The organism is Homoserinimonas aerilata (genome assembly GCF_006716125.1).
GTDB lineage: Bacteria > Actinomycetota > Actinomycetes > Actinomycetales > Microbacteriaceae > Homoserinimonas > Homoserinimonas aerilata.
Genome location: NZ_VFOM01000001.1, coordinates 1,156,378 through 1,173,246 on the forward strand (window position 1 = coordinate 1,156,378; position 16,869 = coordinate 1,173,246).

Below are 16,869 nucleotides of genomic sequence, written 5' to 3' on the forward strand. Positions count from 1 at the left end.
ACCCACCGCCATGGCAGACACTGTCAGCTACCGTCCGAAGGCGGGGGAGATCCCCACCCAGCCGGGTGTTTACCGATTCCGGGATGCCTCGGAGCGCATTCTCTACGTCGGCAAGGCGAAGAACCTGCGGGCCAGGCTCAGCAACTATTTCGCACCGCTTCAGAGCCTGCATGAGCGCACCAGGCGGATGGTGACGACGGCTGTCTCCGTGGAGTGGACCGTTGTTGCGAGCGAGTTCGAGGCTCTGCAGCTGGAGTTCACCTGGATCAAAGAGTTCGATCCTCCGTTCAATGTGCAGTTCCGTGACGACAAGTCTTATCCGTATCTCGCGATCACGCTCGCCGAGAGCGTTCCTCGGGTCATCGTCACCCGTAACAAGAACATCACGGGTGCCCGCTATTTCGGCCCCTACACGAAGGTGTGGGCCCTGCGCGAGACCGTCGATCTCATGCTCAAGGCGTTCCCGATGCGCAGCTGCACCGATTCGACCTACAAGCGAGCGGAGCGATCTGGGCGCCCGTGTCTGCTCGGTGACATCGGTAAATGTGCCGCCCCGTGTGTCGGGCGCGTCAGCAAGGAGGACCACAAGTCGATCGCCCTCGACTTCGCGTCTTTCATGGCCGGTCAGGACACTCGTTACGTCAACGAGCTGACTACGAAGATGACCACAGCAGCCGAGGAACAGGACTATGAGTCCGCTGCGCGGTATCGCGACCAGCGGTCCGCGCTCGAGACCGTGCTCACGAAGAACGCGGTCGTTCTCTCCGACAGCATCGATGCGGATGTCATCGGCATCGCTCATGATGAGCTTGCGGCTGCGGTGCAGCAGTTCGTGGTGCGTGGTGGCCGCATCCGTGGGGTGCACAGTTGGGTGGTTGACAAGGAGCTCGATGTGGAGCTCCCCGAGCTGGTCGAGTCGGTGCTGCAGAACGCCTACGGTGATGACGTCGAGCCGCCGAGACGGGTTATCGTTCCGGCTCTCCCCGAGGATGCACCCGAGCTCGAATACTGGCTTGCCGCTCGCCGCTGGGAGTCAGCCGGCCACACGGGCCGGGTCACCCTCTCCGTGGCGAGGCGTGGCGAGCTTGCCGCACTCGCCCAGACGGTCGACACGAATGCCCGTAACGCGCTCGTGCTCTACAAGACTCGTCGCAGCGGCGATTTCGTGGCGCGTTCCCAGGCCCTCGCCGACATTCAGGATGCACTCGGAATGGCCGATGCGCCGCTGCGGATCGAGTGTTACGACGTCTCCCATCTGTCGGGTACGAACATCGTCGCGTCGATGGTCGTGTTCGAAGACGGCCTGCCGCGAAAAGACCAGTACCGACGTTTCAGCATCCCCGAGTCCACCGATGACACCGAGTCGATCTTCCAGACGCTGAGCCGGAGGCTCTCCCACCTCGATGATGATGCCGAGGCCGCGGAGACGGAACCATCGCTCGGCACCGGTACGGCTGGCAGCGCGCAGAGTTCTGAAACTGCTCAGGATGCGCAGGAGACCGTGGTCGACCAGGCTCCGCCTCGACGTCGCTTCGCCTACCGCCCCAATCTGCTGATCGTCGACGGCGGTCAGCCACAGGTGAATGCGGCGGCACGTGCGCTGAGAGAACAGGGCGTCACCGACATCCAGTTGTGTGGCATCGCCAAGCGCCTTGAAGAGATCTGGCTCCCCGACTCGGATTATCCGGTCATCCTGCCCCGCAACAGCGACGCTCTCTTCCTCATCCAGAGGATTCGCGATGAGGCCCATCGCTTCGCGATCACCTACCAACGACAGCGTCGACGCCGCGACATCTCCTCTGTTCTCTCCGAGATTCCGGGGGTCGGTCCGTCGCGTGTTCGCGAGCTGCTTCGGCACTTCGGTTCGGTGACGAAGCTCCGCACGGCGTCCGCTGAGGAGATCATGGTGGTGAAGGGCGTCGGTCCGGCCCTCGCCGAGACCATCCACAGCCGGCTGCGCGACCCAGCCGGTCCGCAGGCTCGGTAGGCTTGGGGCAGCAGATCAGGGCTAGTGAACAGGGGCGACAGATGGCAGAGGCGGGCGAGCAGCAGGAGGTGCTGATCGTCACAGGCATGTCCGGGGCGGGGCGCACGACGGTTGGCAACGCGCTCGAGGATCTGGGCTGGTACGTCGTCGACAATCTGCCGCCCCAGATGCTGCGGCCGCTGGCCGAACTCGCAGACCGCGCCGGAGGCAATCTGCCCCGCATCGCTGCGATCGTCGACGTTCGCGGCGGGCGGTTGTTCTCCGATCTGAGCGAGATGATCGAATCGCTGCGCATGACCTCGCATCTGCGCGTGATCTTCCTCGAGGCCACGGATGCTGCGCTCGTGCGCCGCTTCGAGCAGGTGCGTCGCCCGCACCCTCTGCAGGGTGATGGCACGCTCCTCGACGGGATAGCGGAGGAGCGCGCCAGAATGGCCGAGATCCGCGAGTCCAGCGACATCGTCATCGACACGACGGATCTGAACATCCACCAGTTGGCGATGTCGGTCGCCGACACGTTCTCGGCTGAGAACACTCCGGGTCTGAGCGTCACGATCGTCAGTTTCGGCTTCAAGTACGGCCTCCCCGCGGACGCCGATCTGGTGGTCGACATGCGTTTCCTTCCCAATCCGTTCTGGATCCCTGAACTGCGGGCGCACAACGGGCGTGATGCCGAGGTGAGTTCCTTCGTGCTTGCGCAGGAGGGCGCCGAGGAGTTCATCACCGGCTATGTCGCCGCATTGCAGCCCGTGTTCGCCGGCTACCAGCGCGAGAACAAGCGGCATGCGACCATCGCTGTCGGCTGCACCGGCGGCAAGCACCGTTCGGTCGCCGTCGCTGAGGAGCTCGCACGCAGGCTCCGGGCTTCACCGTCGATAGCCGTCAACGTGAAGCATCGTGATCTGGGCCGCGAATAGCCCCTCGCTTTTCTTCGAGCGACCGCGCTCGCATCATCATCCCCGCCAGACCCCATGAAAGGAGCCCCACCGTGGCTCTCACCGCCGATGTCAAGGACGAGCTCGCAAAGATCCAGGTGAGCAAGACCACGGTCCGCGCAGCCGAGCTCTCGACGATCCTGAGGTTCTCCGGGGGCCTGCACATCATCTCCGGCCGCATCGCGGTTGAGTCGGAACTCGACACCGCGCAGCTGGCGCGCCGCGTCCGCAAGGATCTCGCGGAGCTCTACGGCGTGCGCAGCGAGATCTCGGTCATCTCGGCATCCGGCATTCGTAAGTCGAGCCAGTATCTGGTGCGCGTGCTCGAATCGGGGGAGACCCTCGCGCGGCAGACGGGCCTCCTCGATGCCCGGAGGCGTCCGATCCGGGGCCTCCCGAACAAGCTGACGACGGGCTCACGCGAGGAGCTTGCCGCGATCTGGCGCGGAGCCTTCCTCGCCCACGGCTCGTTGACCGATCCCGGCCGGTCGGCGGCGCTCGAGATCACCTGCCCGGGCAATGAGGCTGCGATGGCGCTCGTCGGCGCGGCAGGTCGGCTCGGTGTCGCGGCGAAGGCGCGCGAGGTCAGGGGAGTGCACCGTGTCGTCATTCGCGACGGCGAGGCCATCAGCGCCATGCTCGTGCTCATGGGCGCGCAGTCCACGGTTCTCAGCTGGGAGGAGCTGCGACAGCGTCGTGAGGTGCGCGCCACCGCGAACCGGCTCGTCAACTTCGATGACGCCAATCTGCGTCGTTCGGCCCAGGCCGCGGTGGCCGCGTGCGCCCGCGTCGAGCGTGCCCTCGAGATCCTCGGCGACGACATCCCCGGACACCTCCGGTATGCGGGAGAGCTGCGTCTGAGGTTCCGGGATGCGAGCCTCGACGAGCTGGGACACCACGCCGACCCGCCGATGACGAAGGATGCGGTGGCCGGTCGGATCAGGCGCCTGTTGGCGATGGCAGACAAGCTTGCAGACGAGCAGGGAATCCCGGGCACGGACGCGAATCTGCCACCCGACTACGAGGAAGCGTAGACTCGGATCATCCCCGCTGAGCGCACTCTGTTCGGTGCGCCATGGTTTCACACAAGGAGAATCAAATGGCTGAATACACACTTCCCGAGTTCCAGTACGATTACGCCGCGTTGGAACCCAGCATCAGTGGGGCGATCATGGAGCTTCACCACGGCAAGCACCACCAGGCCTATGTGACGGGCGCCAACACGGCCCTCGCACAGCTTGCGGAGGCACGCGACAAGGGCGAGCTGGCCAATGTCAACAAGCTGCAGAAGGACCTCGCGTTCAACCTGGGTGGTCACGTCAACCACTCGATTTTCTGGACGAACCTCTCGCCGAACGGCGGAGACAAGCCGACCGGCGAGCTGGCTGCCGCGATCGATGACAACTTCGGCTCCTTCGACAAGTTCCAGGCGCACTTCACGGCTGCCGCTCTCGGCGTGCAGGGGTCGGGCTGGGCCGTTCTTGCCTGGGATTCGATCGGCCAGAACCTGATCGTGCAGCAGTTCTTCGACCAGCAGGGCAACTTTGCCGCGGGCACGATTCCGTTGCTGATGCTCGACGTCTGGGAGCACGCCTACTACCTTGACTACCGCAATGTGCGTGCCGACTATGTGAAGGCCTTCTGGAACATCGTCGACTGGGCGAACGTCCAGCAGCGCTTCCAGGCCGCGAACGAGAAGACGAACGGCCTGCTGGTACTGTCATAGCGTGAATCGTGCCCGGGGCCTGGGCTCCCGGGCACGCCACCTCCTCATTCGAGAAGATCCCCATCCCGAAAAATCGCACGAATCGTGCACTAGAAACGGAGTTTCATGAGCGTCAAGATCGGCATCAACGGCTTCGGTCGCATTGGCCGTAACTACTTCCGTGCCGCGCTGGCCCAGGGCAGCGATCTTGAGATCGTTGCCGTCAACGACCTCACCGACACGAAGACCCTTGCCCACCTGCTCAAGTACGACTCCGTCGCAGGCCGCCTCGACGCCACGGTCCAGGTCGATGGTGACAACATCATCGTCAACGGCAAGACCATCAAGGTTCTGGCCGACCGCGACCCCGCCAACCTCCCCTGGGGCGAGCTGGGCGTTGACATCGTCATCGAGTCGACCGGTTTCTTCACCAAGGCTGAGGGTGCGCGCAAGCACATCGAGGCCGGCGCGAAGAAGGTTCTCATCTCGGCTCCCGCTTCAGGCGAGGATGCGACGTTCGTCATGGGCGTCAACCACGAGGACTACGACCCCGCCAACCACCACATCATCTCGAACGCGTCGTGCACCACCAACTGCCTCGCCCCCCTTGCGAAGGTCTTCAACGACAAGTTCGGTATCGAGCGTGGTCTCATGACGACGGTTCACGCCTACACGGCCGACCAGAACCTGCAGGATGGCCCGCACAGCGATCTGCGTCGCGCACGCGCCGCTGCCATCAACATCGTCCCGACCTCGACGGGTGCGGCGAAGGCGATCGGCCTTGTCATGCCTGAGCTCGTCGGCAAGCTCGATGGCTTCGCTCTCCGCGTCCCGGTTCCCACCGGTTCCATCACCGACCTCACCGTGACGGCGAGCCGCCCGGTATCGGTCGATGAGATCAAGGCCGCGTACAAGGAGGCCGCTGAGGGCTACCTCAAGGGCATCCTCAAGTACACCGAGGACGAGATCGTCTCGAGCGACATCGTCGGCGACGCGCACTCGTCGATCTTCGATGCGGGTCTCCTGCGCGTCATCGGCGACCAGGTGAAGCTGAGCAGCTGGTACGACAACGAGTGGGGCTACTCCAACCGTCTCGTCGACCTCACCGAGTACGTCGCCGAGCGCCTGTAACCACGAGACGATAACGGTACCCACCCGATGGCTCTTCGCACGATCGAATCCTTGGGGGATCTTGCCGGCAAGGCGGTCGTCGTCCGCTGTGATCTGAACGTTCCTCTCAAGGACGGTCAGATCACGGACGACGGCCGCATCCGCGCGTCCCTCGCCACCCTCACTGCGCTGACGGATGCCGGCGCACGCGTCGTCGTCGTCTCGCACCTCGGACGCCCTGACGGCGCTCCGGAGCCGAAGTACAGCCTCGCTCCTGTCGCTGCCCGCCTCGGCGAGCTCCTCGGCCGTACTGTCGCCTTCGCGACGGACACTGTGGGGGAGTCGGCGACAGCCGTTGTCTCCTCACTCGACGCCGGCGGGGTGGCGCTCCTCGAGAACCTGCGCTTCAACCCGGGAGAGACCTCCAAGGACGCCGGCGAACGCGCCGCGTTCGCAGCGAAGCTTGCAGCCTTCGGTGATGCGTTCGTCTCCGACGGCTTCGGGGTCGTTCACCGCAAGCAGGCGAGTGTCTACGAGCTCGCAGAGGCGCTGCCGAGCGCAGCCGGCCTGCTCATTGCAGCAGAACTCGATGTCCTCGACCGCCTCACGGAGCGTCCGAGCAAGCCGTACACGGTCGTGCTCGGCGGGTCCAAGGTGTCCGACAAGCTGGGCGTCATCGGGCATCTGCTGCCCAGGGTCGATTCTCTGCTGATCGGCGGTGGCATGATGTTCACCTTCCTCGCGGCCCTCGGCCACAAGGTGGGATCAAGCCTTCTGGAGACCGATCAGATCGAGACCGTGCGCGGCTATCTCGACGAGGCGAAGCGGCTGGGCGTCACGATTGTGGTGCCGACGGATGCTGTGGTCGCCTCCAAGTTCGGCGCGGATGCAGAATATGCGGTCAAGGCTGCGGATGCGTTGGAAGACACCCCGTGGGGAGCTTCCGGTCTCGGCCTCGACATCGGGCCGGAGACTGCTGCGGCATTCGCCGAGGTCATCCGCTCCTCGTCGACTGTCTTCTGGAACGGCCCGATGGGCGTCTTCGAGTTGGAGCCGTTCGCGGAGGGCACCCGTACCGTGGCCGCCGCACTCACTGAGGTCGACGGCCTTTCCGTCGTCGGCGGCGGAGATTCCGCAGCCGCTGTCCGGGCGCTCGGCTTCGCCGATGAGCAGTTCGGTCATATTTCTACTGGCGGCGGTGCGAGCCTCGAGTTCCTCGAAGGCAAGAGCCTGCCCGGACTGGAGGTCCTCGGATGGCACAAGTGACGAAGGCGAACGGGCGCGTCCCGTTCATCGCCGGCAACTGGAAGATGAACCTCGATCACCTGCAGTCGATCGCGTTCGTGCAGAAACTCGCATGGAGCCTCAAGGACGCCCGGCTCGACTTTGACGGCGTCGAGGTCGCGGTCTTCCCGCCGTTCACAGATCTGCGTTCGGTGCAGACCCTCGTTGCGGCAGACAAACTCCCCGTCAAATACGGAGCTCAGGATGTCTCCGCCCATGACGCCGGGGCATTCACCGGTGAGATCTCCGGGGCCTTCCTGAAGGCACTCGACTGCGAATATGTGATCATCGGTCACTCCGAGCGCCGCACGCTCCATATGGAGGATGACGCGTTAGTCGCCGCCAAGGTGAAGGCTGCGCTCAAGTACGATGTCACTCCCGTCATCTGCGTCGGTGAGACCGCAGAGGATCTCGCCGAGCACGGCCCGAGCGCGGTTCCTGTGGCCCAGCTCACCGCTGCCCTAGAGGGCGTGGGGGCGGGAGCGGATATCGTCGTCGCCTATGAGCCCGTCTGGGCCATCGGTTCAGGCCAGGCCGCGACGCCAGAGCAGGCCGAACAGGTCGCCGCTGCCCTCCGCGCCGTGGTCGCGGAGTCGATCGGGGCGGATGCAGCTGCTGCAACCCGCATTCTGTACGGCGGTTCCGTCAAGTCGGGCAACATCGCCGGCTTCATGCGCCAGCCGAACGTCGACGGCGCGCTCGTCGGCGGTGCGAGCCTCGATGTGGCCGAGTTCTCGAGCATCTCGCGGTTCCAGAGTCACGTCGGAACCTGATCCTCCGGGTGTCCGAGCCGCGACCGGGTTATACTGGTCACCGGCTTCCCGTGCCGTGATCGGCGCTGCCCCGTAGCGACGAGGCACCATTGAAAGGCTTGTTGTGGAAATTCTCCAGGTAATCTTCCAGGTTGTGCTGGGTATCACCAGTCTCCTGCTGACCCTGCTCATCCTGCTGCACCGTGGTCGGGGCGGCGGCCTCTCGGACATGTTCGGCGGTGGCGTCACCTCAAACCTTGGCGCTTCGGGTGTGGCGGAGCGCAACCTCAACCGCTTCACCGTCATCCTCGGACTGATCTGGCTGACTTGCATCGTCGTGCTGGGCCTGATCACCAAGTTCGACTCGGCTATCTAGAAGGAGTCTCTCGTGGCATCAGGGGGAAGCGCCATCCGTGGCTCGCGCGTCGGCGCGGGCCCCATGGGCGAACAGGACCGCGGCTTCCAGGCCGAACGCATTCGGGTCGACTACTGGTGTGGCAATGGCCACCAGTTGAGCCCGTACTTTCTCGCGACGATCGAGCCGGAGGAGATCCCCGAGCTGCGCGACTGCCCCAGCTGCGGCGCTCCCGCTGGTCGCGACCAGGCCAATCCGCCTCAGGTCACGAAGCTCGAGCCGTACAAGACGCACCTCGCGTATGTGAAGGAGCGGCGCACTGAAGAAGAGGCGGTTGCCCTTCTCGAGGAGGCTCTCGTCCAGCTTCGCGCACGTCGTGGCACGGTCGCATAGGCGGCACCCAGGAACGCAGCAGTAAGGGCCCGGCGATCTCGCCGGGCCCTTACTGTTTTAGCGCTGTATGTGCTCAGTACTCGGCGGCGATGAGGTCGCGAGGAACATCAGCGGATGCGTCGTCATCAACGAAGAAGACGGTGCGTCGCCGTCCTTCCACTCCCGCAGCGGGAACCAGGTTCGGGCTCACTCCGGCCAGCGCCAAGCCGAGCGGTGAGGCCTTGTCAGTACCCGCAAGGGCCAGCCACACACGCTCGGAACTGTTGATGGTGTCGAGCGCGAGACTGATCCGCTCCGGAGGCGGCTTGGGGGAGTCTCTTATGGCGATGACCGGTGAGCTCGCCTCGGCGAGCTCGCCTCGGTGCGGGAACAGGGACGCGATGTGACCATCCGGCCCCATGCCGAGGAAGGTCACGTCGAAGTGGGGGAGTTCCGCGCCAGCCTCGGCGTTCTCACGAAGGGTCGCGGCATACTGCGCTGCGGCGGCATCCAATTCGATCCCCTCGTCGGAGGAGGGCATGGTGTGGATGTTCTGCTCGGGGATGGCGACGTGACTCAGCAGCGCATCGAGCGCCTGCTGTTCGTTGCGATCGGCATGGCCGCGCGGCACCCAGCGCTCGTCTCCCCACCACAGCGCGATCCGCTCCCAGTCGATTGAGTCGCGGTCGGGCGAGGCGTTCACACCCGCGAGGATACCGATTCCGACGGTTCCCCCGGTGAGCACGACGTTGACGAGAGGTTTCTCTGCCTGGATGCGTGCGACAGTTCGGATGAATCGGCTCGCCACTGCGGAGACGAGCGCATCCTTGCTCTCGTGGATGATGACCTGACGATGAATGCTCATGACTACTTTCGCGAGGAGGACTGTGCGAGTTCGCCGAGGCCCTTCGTGATGACCTCGCCGAAGAGGTCATCCGGGTCGAGTCGCCGCAACTCTTCTGCAAGACAGTCTCGCAGGCTCCGCCGGGGAAGCGAAATGTCCTGCATGGGCTGGCCCGGCTGCGAAAGGGTGGCGACGGGGAGGTGTACCCGGTCGAGGCTGATGTCGCCGGAGGACCGGGTGAGCACGACGCCGTGAATTCCTGAGAAGTCGTCGGGCTCGGTGAGGTCGCATTCGACCTCGACCTGCAGCTGCTTCTGCAGCCATGCGGCGAGCAACAGCGTCGACGGTGAGTCGGATGATCCGCTCACCCTGACCGCGACGATGGGTTCGAAAGGAGGCTGGTCGAGCACTGCCGCGAGTTGCGCCCGCCACAGGGTGAGCCTGGTCCAGGCGAAGTCGGTGTCGCCCGGGGCGTAGCTTTCGGCGAGGGAGTCGAGGAATGCGCCCGGATCGGCCTGCGCGGCCGAGTCGGTGATCCGGCGCTGTGCGATGCGGCCGATGGGCGAGGTCGAAACCACCTCTGGTGCCCGGCCCGGCCACCACGCCACAACGGGGGCGTCAGGGAGCAGCAGCCCCATGACGAGACCCTCCGCGTTGGCGGCGTTCTCGCCGAACGCCTTGAGCACGATGACCTCACTCGCTCCGGCGTCGCCGCCGACGCGGATCTGCGCGTCGAGTCTGGCGCCCCCGGCTGTACCGCCGTCGACAGGAGTCGAGACGACGATCACCCGCATCGGGTGCTCGCGGGAGGCGTCGTTGGCGGCCTCGATCGCCTGCTCCTCCTTGCCCAGGTCCGTCGCGATCACAAGCGTGAGCACGCGGCCCAGAGCGACGGCGCCGCCTTCCTCTCGGATGGTCACGAGCGCCTTCGAGATCTTGCTGCCCGTTGTGTCGGGAAGGTCGATGATCATGGCCGTCTCCAGGTCCTGCCGTCGCGGGCGAGTAGTTCGTCGGCCGAGCTCGGCCCCCAGGTGCCGGGTCGGTACTGTTCCGGTTGTCCCTGCGTCGCCCAGTAATGCTCGATGGGGTCGAGGATCTTCCAGCTCAGTTCGACCTCTTCGTGCCGGGGGAAGAGGGGTGGGTCTCCGAGGAGAACATCGAGGATGAGCCGCTCGTAGGCTTCGGGGCTGGCCTCTGTGAAGGCGTGCCCGTATCCGAAGTCCATCGTCACGTCGCGCACCTGCATGCCTGCGCCCGGAACCTTCGATCCGAATCGAATGGTCACACCCTCATCGGGCTGGACGCGGATCACGAGCGCGTTCTGGCCGAGGGCCGAGGTCTGACTGTCGGCGAACAGGCTCTGCGGGGCACGCTTGAACATGACGGCGATCTCGGTGACGCGACGGCCGAGTCGTTTACCTGCGCGGAGGTAGAACGGCACACCACTCCACCGTCTTGTGCCGATGTCGAGTCTGATGGCGGCGTAGGTCTCCGTGAGCGATTCGGGATTCATCCCGTCTTCTTCGAGGAAGCCGACGACCTCTTCGCCGCCCTGCCAGCCCGAGGAGTACTGGCCCCGTGCTGTGACGGTGCTCAGGTCTTCGGGCAGGGTGATCGCCGAGAGCACCTTCTCCTTCTCTGCGCGGAGAGATGCGGCATCGAAGCTGACGGGCTCCTCCATCGCCGTGAGGGCGAGGAGCTGCAGCAGGTGGTTCTGGATGACGTCGCGCGCCGCCCCGATTCCGTCGTAGTAGCCGGCGCGGCCGCCCACTCCGATGTCCTCCGCCATGGTGATCTGGATGTGATCGACATGGTTGGCGTTCCACAGCGGCTCGAAGAGCTGGTTGGCGAAACGCAGCGCAAGGATGTTCTGCACCGTCTCCTTGCCCAGGTAGTGGTCGATCCTGAAGACAGAGTCGGGCGGGAAGACCGACTCGACGACGGAGTTCAACTCACGGGCGGTGGTGAGGTCGCTTCCGAAGGGCTTCTCGATGACGACGCGGCGCCACTGTCCGTCCTTCTGCTCGGCGAGGCCGGAGCGGCGAAGCTGCTCGGTGACCTGCGGGAACGACTTCGGCGGGATCGACAGGTAGAAGGCGTGATTGCCCATCGTGCCGCGATCGCGGTCGAGCTGTTCAAGCGTCTGCTTGAGCTTCTCGAATGCCGCATCGTCGTCGAATTCTCCCTGGACGAAGCGGATGCCCTGGGCCAGCTGGGCCCAGACGTCTTCGTCGAACGGCGTGCGCGCGTACTGCTTGACCGAGTCGTGCACGACCTTCTCGAAGTCCTGATCCTCCCATTCGCGTCGTGCGAATCCCACGAGCGCGAAACCGGGCGGAAGGAGGCCGCGGTTTGCAAGGTCATACACCGCGGGCATGAGCTTCTTGCGCGACAGGTCGCCCGTGACACCGAAGATGATGAGCGCGCTCGGACCTGCGATGCGGTTCAGGCGCCGATCGGAGGGGAGTCGCAGCGGGTTGAAGTCGGGGGTGATCTCCACCGGGGTCATTGGCTGATGGTCTCCAGCAGTCGGGGAACGTCGGCGACGGGTTCGCCCAGGGTCAGGGTGAGAACCGGGCGTCCGTGCTCCGCGAGCACGCTCGCGTCGCCTGCCGCCTGGGCCTGGATGAGCTGCCCGAAGGTGAATGGACGCTCGGGGATCTCAAGATCCTCGGATGCCGTTCCGACGAGTTGCAGAAAGACTCCGACGGCGGGCCCACCCTTGTGGAACTGGCCGGTGGAGTGCAGGAAGCGGGGCCCCCACCCGAAGGTGACGGGCCGCTTCGTGCGGGCCGCGATGCGATCGCGGAGCCGTTCGAGGCGAGGGTGGGCATGACGGTCGAGATAGGCCTGGATCGAGATGTAGCCGTTCTCAGGAACTGATGCGAGCAGCCGGTCGATCACGGCATCGAGCGTCTGCTCTCCTGCCACGACGTCGGCCGTTCCGCGAACCTCGATGGTGCCCTCGCTGAAGACCGGAGCGGTCGGCTCCGGGCGGTCGTCGAGCAGCCCACGGGTGGCGATCTTCGCCGATTCGACGTCGGGCTGATCGAAGGGGTTGATTCCGAGGAGGCGTCCTGCGATGACGACGGCGTACTCCCACACGAGAAGCTGCGCGCCGAGCGTGCCGCTGATCTCGATCTCGCCTTCGATGACCTCTTCGGTCTCACGGGCGCTCTCGACGAGGCGCACGATCTGCACATCGGGGAGTCCGAGGGAGACCTCGGGGGAGTCCTTGCCCAGAACGACGGGCAGCACACCCCGGCCCTCCTTGCCGGTGGACTCGGCGATGAGCTGCTCGGCCCAATCGGCGAACCCGACGATGTAGGTGCCGTCGGGCACGATGGCGAGCTTGTCGCGCAGCGGGCGCGTACCAGCCATGGCGGCGCCGAGGATCAGGCCCGGGTTGTCGGGGCGGTCGACGGCGAGTCTGCCCGCGACGGAGGAGGCCTCGTCGAGGAGTGCGGCGATGTCGACTCCGGCAAGACCGGACGGGACGAGGCCGAACGCGGTGAGCGCGGAATAGCGCCCGCCGACAGCAGGGTCCGCATTGAACACGCGGTAGCCGTCGGCACGCGCAGCCTGATCGAGAGGGGATCCCGGGTCGGTCACGATGACGATGCGATCGGTGGGGTCGATTCCCGCGTCGCGGAACGCCTTCTCGTAGACACGCTTCTGGCTGTCGGTCTCAACCGTCGAGCCCGACTTCGAGGAGATGACGACGGCGGTCGTGGCGAGCCTGTCGCGCAGTGCCGAGAGCACCTGGGACGGGTCGGTCGCGTCGAGCACCGTGAGCGGGACACCGGCGGTCCGGGTGATCACCTCGGGGGCGAGCGAGGATCCGCCCATACCTCCGAGCACGATGTGGTTGACGCCGACGGAACGAAGGTGATCACGCAGGGCGATGATGTCGCCGACGAGCCCCTCGGACACGACGACGGCCTCGGTCCAGCCGAGCCGCTTCGAAGCCTCATCCTCTGCGGCCGCACCCCAGAGCGAGGGATCCTGCGCCGTGATGCGGGAGGCGACCAGATCGCTCACCAGCTGCGGCACGATCCGATCCACGGCTTCAGCGGCTGCCCCGCTGACCGTGATGTCGAAACTCACCGTGCCGCCTCAAGAGCGGCGCTGACGGTGTCGAGCAGTTCGTTCCAGGAGACGATGAACTTGTCAACGCCCTCCTTCTCGAGCAGCGCAGTGACGTCGTCGTAGGAGACGCCGAGCGCGTCGATCGCGTCGAGCACCTCGTTGGCGTCGGCGTACGCTCCGGTCACCGTGTCGCCGCGGATCTCACCGTGGTCGAAGGTGGCCTCCATCGTCTTCTCCGGCATCGTGTTGACGATGTTCGGGGCGACGAGCTCAACGACGTAGGTGGTGTCCGGGACGGCGGGGTCCTTGACTCCGGTGGAGGCCCAGAGCGGCCGCTGCACATTGGCGCCGGCCGCCAGCAGGCCCTTGGCACGCTCGGTATCGAACGCCTGCTCGAACACCTGGTAGGCGAGTCGCGCGTTGGCCACGCCGGCCTTGCTCTTGAGTGCCTTCGCCTCGTCGCTTCCGATGGCGTCGAGTCGCTTGTCGATCTCGGTGTCGACACGGGAGACGAAGAAGGAGGCGACCGAGCGGATGCCCGCGAGGTCGACTCCGGCGTCCTTGGCCTGCTCGAGGCCCGTGAGGTACGCGTTGATGACCTCGCGGTAGCGGCTGAGGCTGAAGATCAGCGTGACGTTGACGCTGATGCCGACGGCGGTCAGCGCCGTGATGGCCTCGAGGCCCTCGACGGTCGCGGGCACCTTGATCATGACGTTGGGGCGGTCGACCTTGGCCCACAGCTCCTTGCCCTGCGCAATGGTGCCTGCGGCGTCGTGCGCGAGGCCCGGCTCCACCTCGATCGAGACGCGTCCGTCTTCGCCCGCCGTGGCGTCGTAGACGGGCCGCAGGATGTCGCATCCGGATGCCACGTCATGCGTCGTGATGTCGAAGACGGCATCCGTGACGCTGGCGCCGGAGGCGGCGAGCTGCGAGACCTGCTTGTCGTAGCTCGCTCCCTTCGCCAGCGCTCCGGCGAAGATCGTGGGGTTGGTTGTGACACCGACGACGTTGCGGTCTTCGATGAGCTTCTGCAGACCGCCTGAGACGATGCGGTCCCGGGACAGGTCGTCGAGCCAGATGCTGACGCCTGCGGCGGAGAGTTCTGCGAGGGGGCTGGTCATAACGTCTTCTTCCTCTGTGCTTGTGAAGCTGGTGGCGCTGTCGCGCGCTCTGTCGTTGTTAACGCTGTGCTGCGGCGAGTGATTCCTTCGCCGCTGCGACCACATGCTCGGTCGTGATGCCGAACTCTCGGAACAGGGTCTTGTAGTCGGCGGATGCGCCGAAGTGCTCGATCGAGACGCTACGGCCGGCGTCGCCGACGTAGGGGCGCCAGGTGAGCGCGATGCCAGCCTCGACGGAGACTCGCGCCTTGACGGACTCCGGCAGCACCGACTCACGGTATGCGGAGTCCTGCTCCTCGAACCACTCGAGGCTCGGAGCCGACACGACGCGGGCGTTGATACCCTCGGCCCTCAGCTGCTCGCGCGCCTCGACGGCGAGCTGCACCTCGGAACCCGTGGCGATCAGGATGACGTCGGGGGTCCCACCAGGAGCCTCAGCGAGAACATAGGCACCGCGAACGACGTTCTTGGCCGAGGCGAACGTCTCGCCCTCCGCATCGCCGTCGCCACGCTCGAACACGGGGATGTTCTGTCGCGTGAGTGCGATTCCGGCCGGGCCTTCGCGGCGGGCGAGGATGTTCTTCCAAGCCCAGCCCACCTCGTTGGCGTCGGCGGGACGCACGACATCGAGACCGGGGATGGCGCGGAGCGTCGCAAGCTGCTCGATCGGCTGGTGGGTCGGGCCGTCCTCGCCGAGGGCGACGGAGTCGTGGGTCCAGACGAACACCGAGGGTGCCTTCATGAGTGCCGCCAGGCGCACAGCCGGACGCATGTAGTCGCTGAAGATCAGGAACGTACCGCCGAAGGGGCGGGTGTTGCCGTGCAGCACGATGCCGTTGAGGATGGCCGCCATCGCGTGCTCGCGGATGCCGAAGTGCAGAACGCGACCGTAGCGGTCGCCCTTCCACTCGGCCGTGGAGTGCTCGGCCGGCACGAAGGATGCGGCGCCGCCGATCGTGGTGTTGTTCGACTCCGCCAGGTCGGCCGATCCGCCCCAGAGCTCGGGGATGACACCGCCGAGCTCTGTGAGTACCTTGCCGGATGCTGCGCGCGTCGAGATGTCCTTGCCCGCTTCGAACTCGGGGAGGGCCTCATCGACGCCCTCGGGGAGCTCGCCTGAGAGGACCCGGTCGAGGAGCTTCTTGCGCTCCGGGTTGGCTGCGGCCCAGGCTTCGAACGACTCGTTCCACTCCGCGTGCGCCTGAGCGCCACGCTCAAGCGCCTTGCGGGTGTGGTCGATGACCTCGGGGGCGACCTCGAAGGTCTTCTCCGGGTCGAAACCGAGCGCACGCTTGGTGGCTGCCAGCTCGTCGGCGCCCAGTGCGGAGCCATGGATCTTGCCGGTGTTCTGCTTGTTCGGTGCCGGCCATCCGATGATGGTGCGCAGGATGATCAGCGAGGGCTTGGAGGACTCTGCCTTCGCGGCCTCGATGGCCGCGTTCAGCTCCTGGATGTCCTCGTGGTACTCGCCCGTCTTCTTCCAGTCGACGGTCTGGACCTGCCAGCCGTAGGCCTCGTAGCGGGCCTGCACGTCTTCGGTGAAGGCGATGTTGGTGTCGTCCTCGATGGAGATCTGATTGCTGTCGTAGATGGCGATCAGATTGCCGAGCTGCTGGTGGCCGGCGAGCGAGGATGCCTCGCTCGTGATGCCCTCCTGCAGGTCGCCGTCGCCGGCGATGACGTAGACGAAGTGGTCGAAGGGGCTCGTGCCTGCTGCAGCCTCGGGATCGAACAGGCCGCGCTCGAAGCGCGACGCGTAGGCGAAGCCGACGGCGGACGCGAGACCCTGGCCGAGAGGACCGGTCGTGATCTCGACGCCATCGGTGTGACCGTACTCGGGGTGACCCGGTGTCTTCGAGCCCCAGGTGCGCAGTGCCTTCAGGTCGTCGAGTTCGAGGCCGTAGCCGCCGAAATAGAGCTGAACGTACTGCGTCAGCGAGGAGTGCCCGACCGAGAGGATGAAGCGGTCGCGACCGATCCATTCGTTGTCGGACGGGTCACGACGCATGACCTTCTGGAAGAGCAGATAGGCCGCAGGCGCGAGCGACATCGCGGTGCCGGGGTGGCCGTTGCCGACCTTCTCGACGGCGTCTGCTGCGAGGATACGGGCCGTGTCGACCGCCTGGTTGTCAATGGGATCCCATTGGAGAGCTGCCACGTGAATGATGACCCTTCTTCTGCTGCTGTTACCGGCGCCGCTATGAAGTACGGCATGCGAATAGAAAGAGCACCCACCCGGACATCATCGGCACATCCGTCAGCGATCGCCGACAGCGCGAAGCTGATGGTCAGCGACCTCCTGCGGGGGCAGGCCA

At 65.6% G+C, this 16,869-nt stretch carries 15 protein-coding genes; 9 read left to right on the plus strand and 6 right to left on the minus strand.

The window, feature by feature from the left end; translation table 11 throughout:
- Nucleotides 1–10 precede the first annotated feature (10 nt).
- The 9 genes from uvrC to FB562_RS05465 all read left to right on the plus strand — a co-directional run bounded on the left by uvrC (nucleotide 11) and on the right by FB562_RS05465 (nucleotide 8,521).
- Complete coding sequence (uvrC, locus tag FB562_RS05425; RefSeq protein WP_141880211.1) at nucleotides 11–1,987, plus strand: excinuclease ABC subunit UvrC; 1,977 nt, start codon at nucleotides 11–13, stop codon at nucleotides 1,985–1,987.
- Between the two features lie 41 nt (nucleotides 1,988–2,028).
- Nucleotides 2,029–2,904, plus strand: coding sequence for an RNase adapter RapZ (rapZ, locus tag FB562_RS05430; RefSeq protein ID WP_141880212.1), 876 nt, complete (start codon nucleotides 2,029–2,031; stop codon nucleotides 2,902–2,904).
- A gap of 71 nt (nucleotides 2,905–2,975) precedes the next feature.
- A complete protein-coding gene (gene whiA / locus FB562_RS05435; RefSeq protein WP_141880213.1) occupies nucleotides 2,976–3,956 on the plus strand; it encodes a DNA-binding protein WhiA in 981 nt (326 codons plus the stop codon).
- Between the two features lie 65 nt (nucleotides 3,957–4,021).
- On the plus strand, nucleotides 4,022–4,648 hold the full coding sequence (locus FB562_RS05440) for a superoxide dismutase (protein WP_141880214.1): 627 nt from the start codon (nucleotides 4,022–4,024) through the stop codon (nucleotides 4,646–4,648).
- 105 nt (nucleotides 4,649–4,753) lie between these two features.
- Complete coding sequence (gene gap, locus FB562_RS05445) at nucleotides 4,754–5,758, plus strand: type I glyceraldehyde-3-phosphate dehydrogenase (RefSeq protein WP_141880215.1); 1,005 nt, start codon at nucleotides 4,754–4,756, stop codon at nucleotides 5,756–5,758.
- A 27-nt stretch (nucleotides 5,759–5,785) separates the two neighbouring features.
- Nucleotides 5,786–7,003, plus strand: a complete 1,218-nt coding sequence (locus FB562_RS05450) for a phosphoglycerate kinase (RefSeq protein ID WP_141880216.1) — start codon at nucleotides 5,786–5,788, stop codon at nucleotides 7,001–7,003.
- A complete protein-coding gene (gene tpiA / locus FB562_RS05455) occupies nucleotides 7,000–7,794 on the plus strand; it encodes a triose-phosphate isomerase (protein WP_281284310.1) in 795 nt (264 codons plus the stop codon). The genes FB562_RS05450 and tpiA overlap by 4 nt, the downstream gene beginning before the upstream one ends.
- A 103-nt stretch (nucleotides 7,795–7,897) precedes the next feature.
- Entirely contained in the window at nucleotides 7,898–8,149 is a 252-nt protein-coding gene (gene secG / locus FB562_RS05460) for a preprotein translocase subunit SecG (protein ID WP_141880218.1), read from the plus strand.
- Between the two features lie 12 nt (nucleotides 8,150–8,161).
- Nucleotides 8,162–8,521 (plus strand): RNA polymerase-binding protein RbpA, encoded by a 360-nt coding sequence (locus FB562_RS05465; RefSeq protein ID WP_141880219.1) that lies wholly within the window; start codon nucleotides 8,162–8,164, stop codon nucleotides 8,519–8,521.
- A 73-nt stretch (nucleotides 8,522–8,594) separates the two neighbouring features.
- Here FB562_RS05465 and pgl read toward each other — a convergent pair whose 3' ends face one another.
- From pgl to tkt, 6 genes are read right to left on the minus strand one after another with little or no spacing between them, the layout of a single operon-like run.
- Nucleotides 8,595–9,365 (minus strand): 6-phosphogluconolactonase, encoded by a 771-nt coding sequence (gene pgl, locus FB562_RS05470; protein ID WP_141880220.1) that lies wholly within the window; start codon nucleotides 9,363–9,365, stop codon nucleotides 8,595–8,597.
- A gap of 2 nt (nucleotides 9,366–9,367) precedes the next feature.
- A complete protein-coding gene (locus FB562_RS05475) occupies nucleotides 9,368–10,315 on the minus strand; it encodes a glucose-6-phosphate dehydrogenase assembly protein OpcA (protein ID WP_141880221.1) in 948 nt (315 codons plus the stop codon).
- Nucleotides 10,312–11,853 carry a glucose-6-phosphate dehydrogenase gene (gene zwf / locus FB562_RS05480; protein ID WP_141880222.1) on the minus strand — a complete coding sequence of 514 codons (1,542 nt, stop codon included), beginning with the start codon at nucleotides 11,851–11,853 and terminating at the stop codon, nucleotides 10,312–10,314. Before zwf ends, FB562_RS05475 begins: the two co-directional genes overlap by 4 nt.
- Nucleotides 11,850–13,451 carry a glucose-6-phosphate isomerase gene (locus FB562_RS05485; RefSeq protein WP_141880223.1) on the minus strand — a complete coding sequence of 534 codons (1,602 nt, stop codon included), beginning with the start codon at nucleotides 13,449–13,451 and terminating at the stop codon, nucleotides 11,850–11,852. The genes zwf and FB562_RS05485 overlap by 4 nt, the downstream gene beginning before the upstream one ends.
- Nucleotides 13,448–14,554: a transaldolase gene (tal, locus tag FB562_RS05490; RefSeq protein ID WP_141880224.1), complete on the minus strand. Its 1,107-nt coding sequence runs from the start codon at nucleotides 14,552–14,554 to the stop codon at nucleotides 13,448–13,450. The genes FB562_RS05485 and tal overlap by 4 nt, the downstream gene beginning before the upstream one ends.
- A 58-nt stretch (nucleotides 14,555–14,612) precedes the next feature.
- Nucleotides 14,613–16,712, minus strand: coding sequence for a transketolase (gene tkt, locus FB562_RS05495; RefSeq protein WP_141880225.1), 2,100 nt, complete (start codon nucleotides 16,710–16,712; stop codon nucleotides 14,613–14,615).
- Between the last annotated feature and the right edge of the window lie 157 nt (nucleotides 16,713–16,869).

Excerpts from the sequence above, each read along its gene's own strand:
- tal (WP_141880224.1), bottom strand. The coding sequence starts at position 14,554 with ATGACCAGCCCCCTCGCAGAACTCTCCGCCGCAGGCGTCAGCATCTGG.
- FB562_RS05440 (WP_141880214.1), top strand. The coding sequence starts at position 4,022 with ATGGCTGAATACACACTTCCCGAGTTCCAGTACGATTACGCCGCGTTG.
- FB562_RS05450 (WP_141880216.1), top strand. The coding sequence starts at position 5,786 with ATGGCTCTTCGCACGATCGAATCCTTGGGGGATCTTGCCGGCAAGGCG.
- FB562_RS05475 (WP_141880221.1), bottom strand. The coding sequence starts at position 10,315 with ATGATCATCGACCTTCCCGACACAACGGGCAGCAAGATCTCGAAGGCG.
- zwf (WP_141880222.1), bottom strand. The coding sequence starts at position 11,853 with ATGACCCCGGTGGAGATCACCCCCGACTTCAACCCGCTGCGACTCCCC.
- uvrC (WP_141880211.1), top strand. The coding sequence starts at position 11 with ATGGCAGACACTGTCAGCTACCGTCCGAAGGCGGGGGAGATCCCCACC.
- rapZ (WP_141880212.1), top strand. The coding sequence starts at position 2,029 with ATGGCAGAGGCGGGCGAGCAGCAGGAGGTGCTGATCGTCACAGGCATG.
- gap (WP_141880215.1), top strand. The coding sequence starts at position 4,754 with ATGAGCGTCAAGATCGGCATCAACGGCTTCGGTCGCATTGGCCGTAAC.
- pgl (WP_141880220.1), bottom strand. The coding sequence starts at position 9,365 with ATGAGCATTCATCGTCAGGTCATCATCCACGAGAGCAAGGATGCGCTC.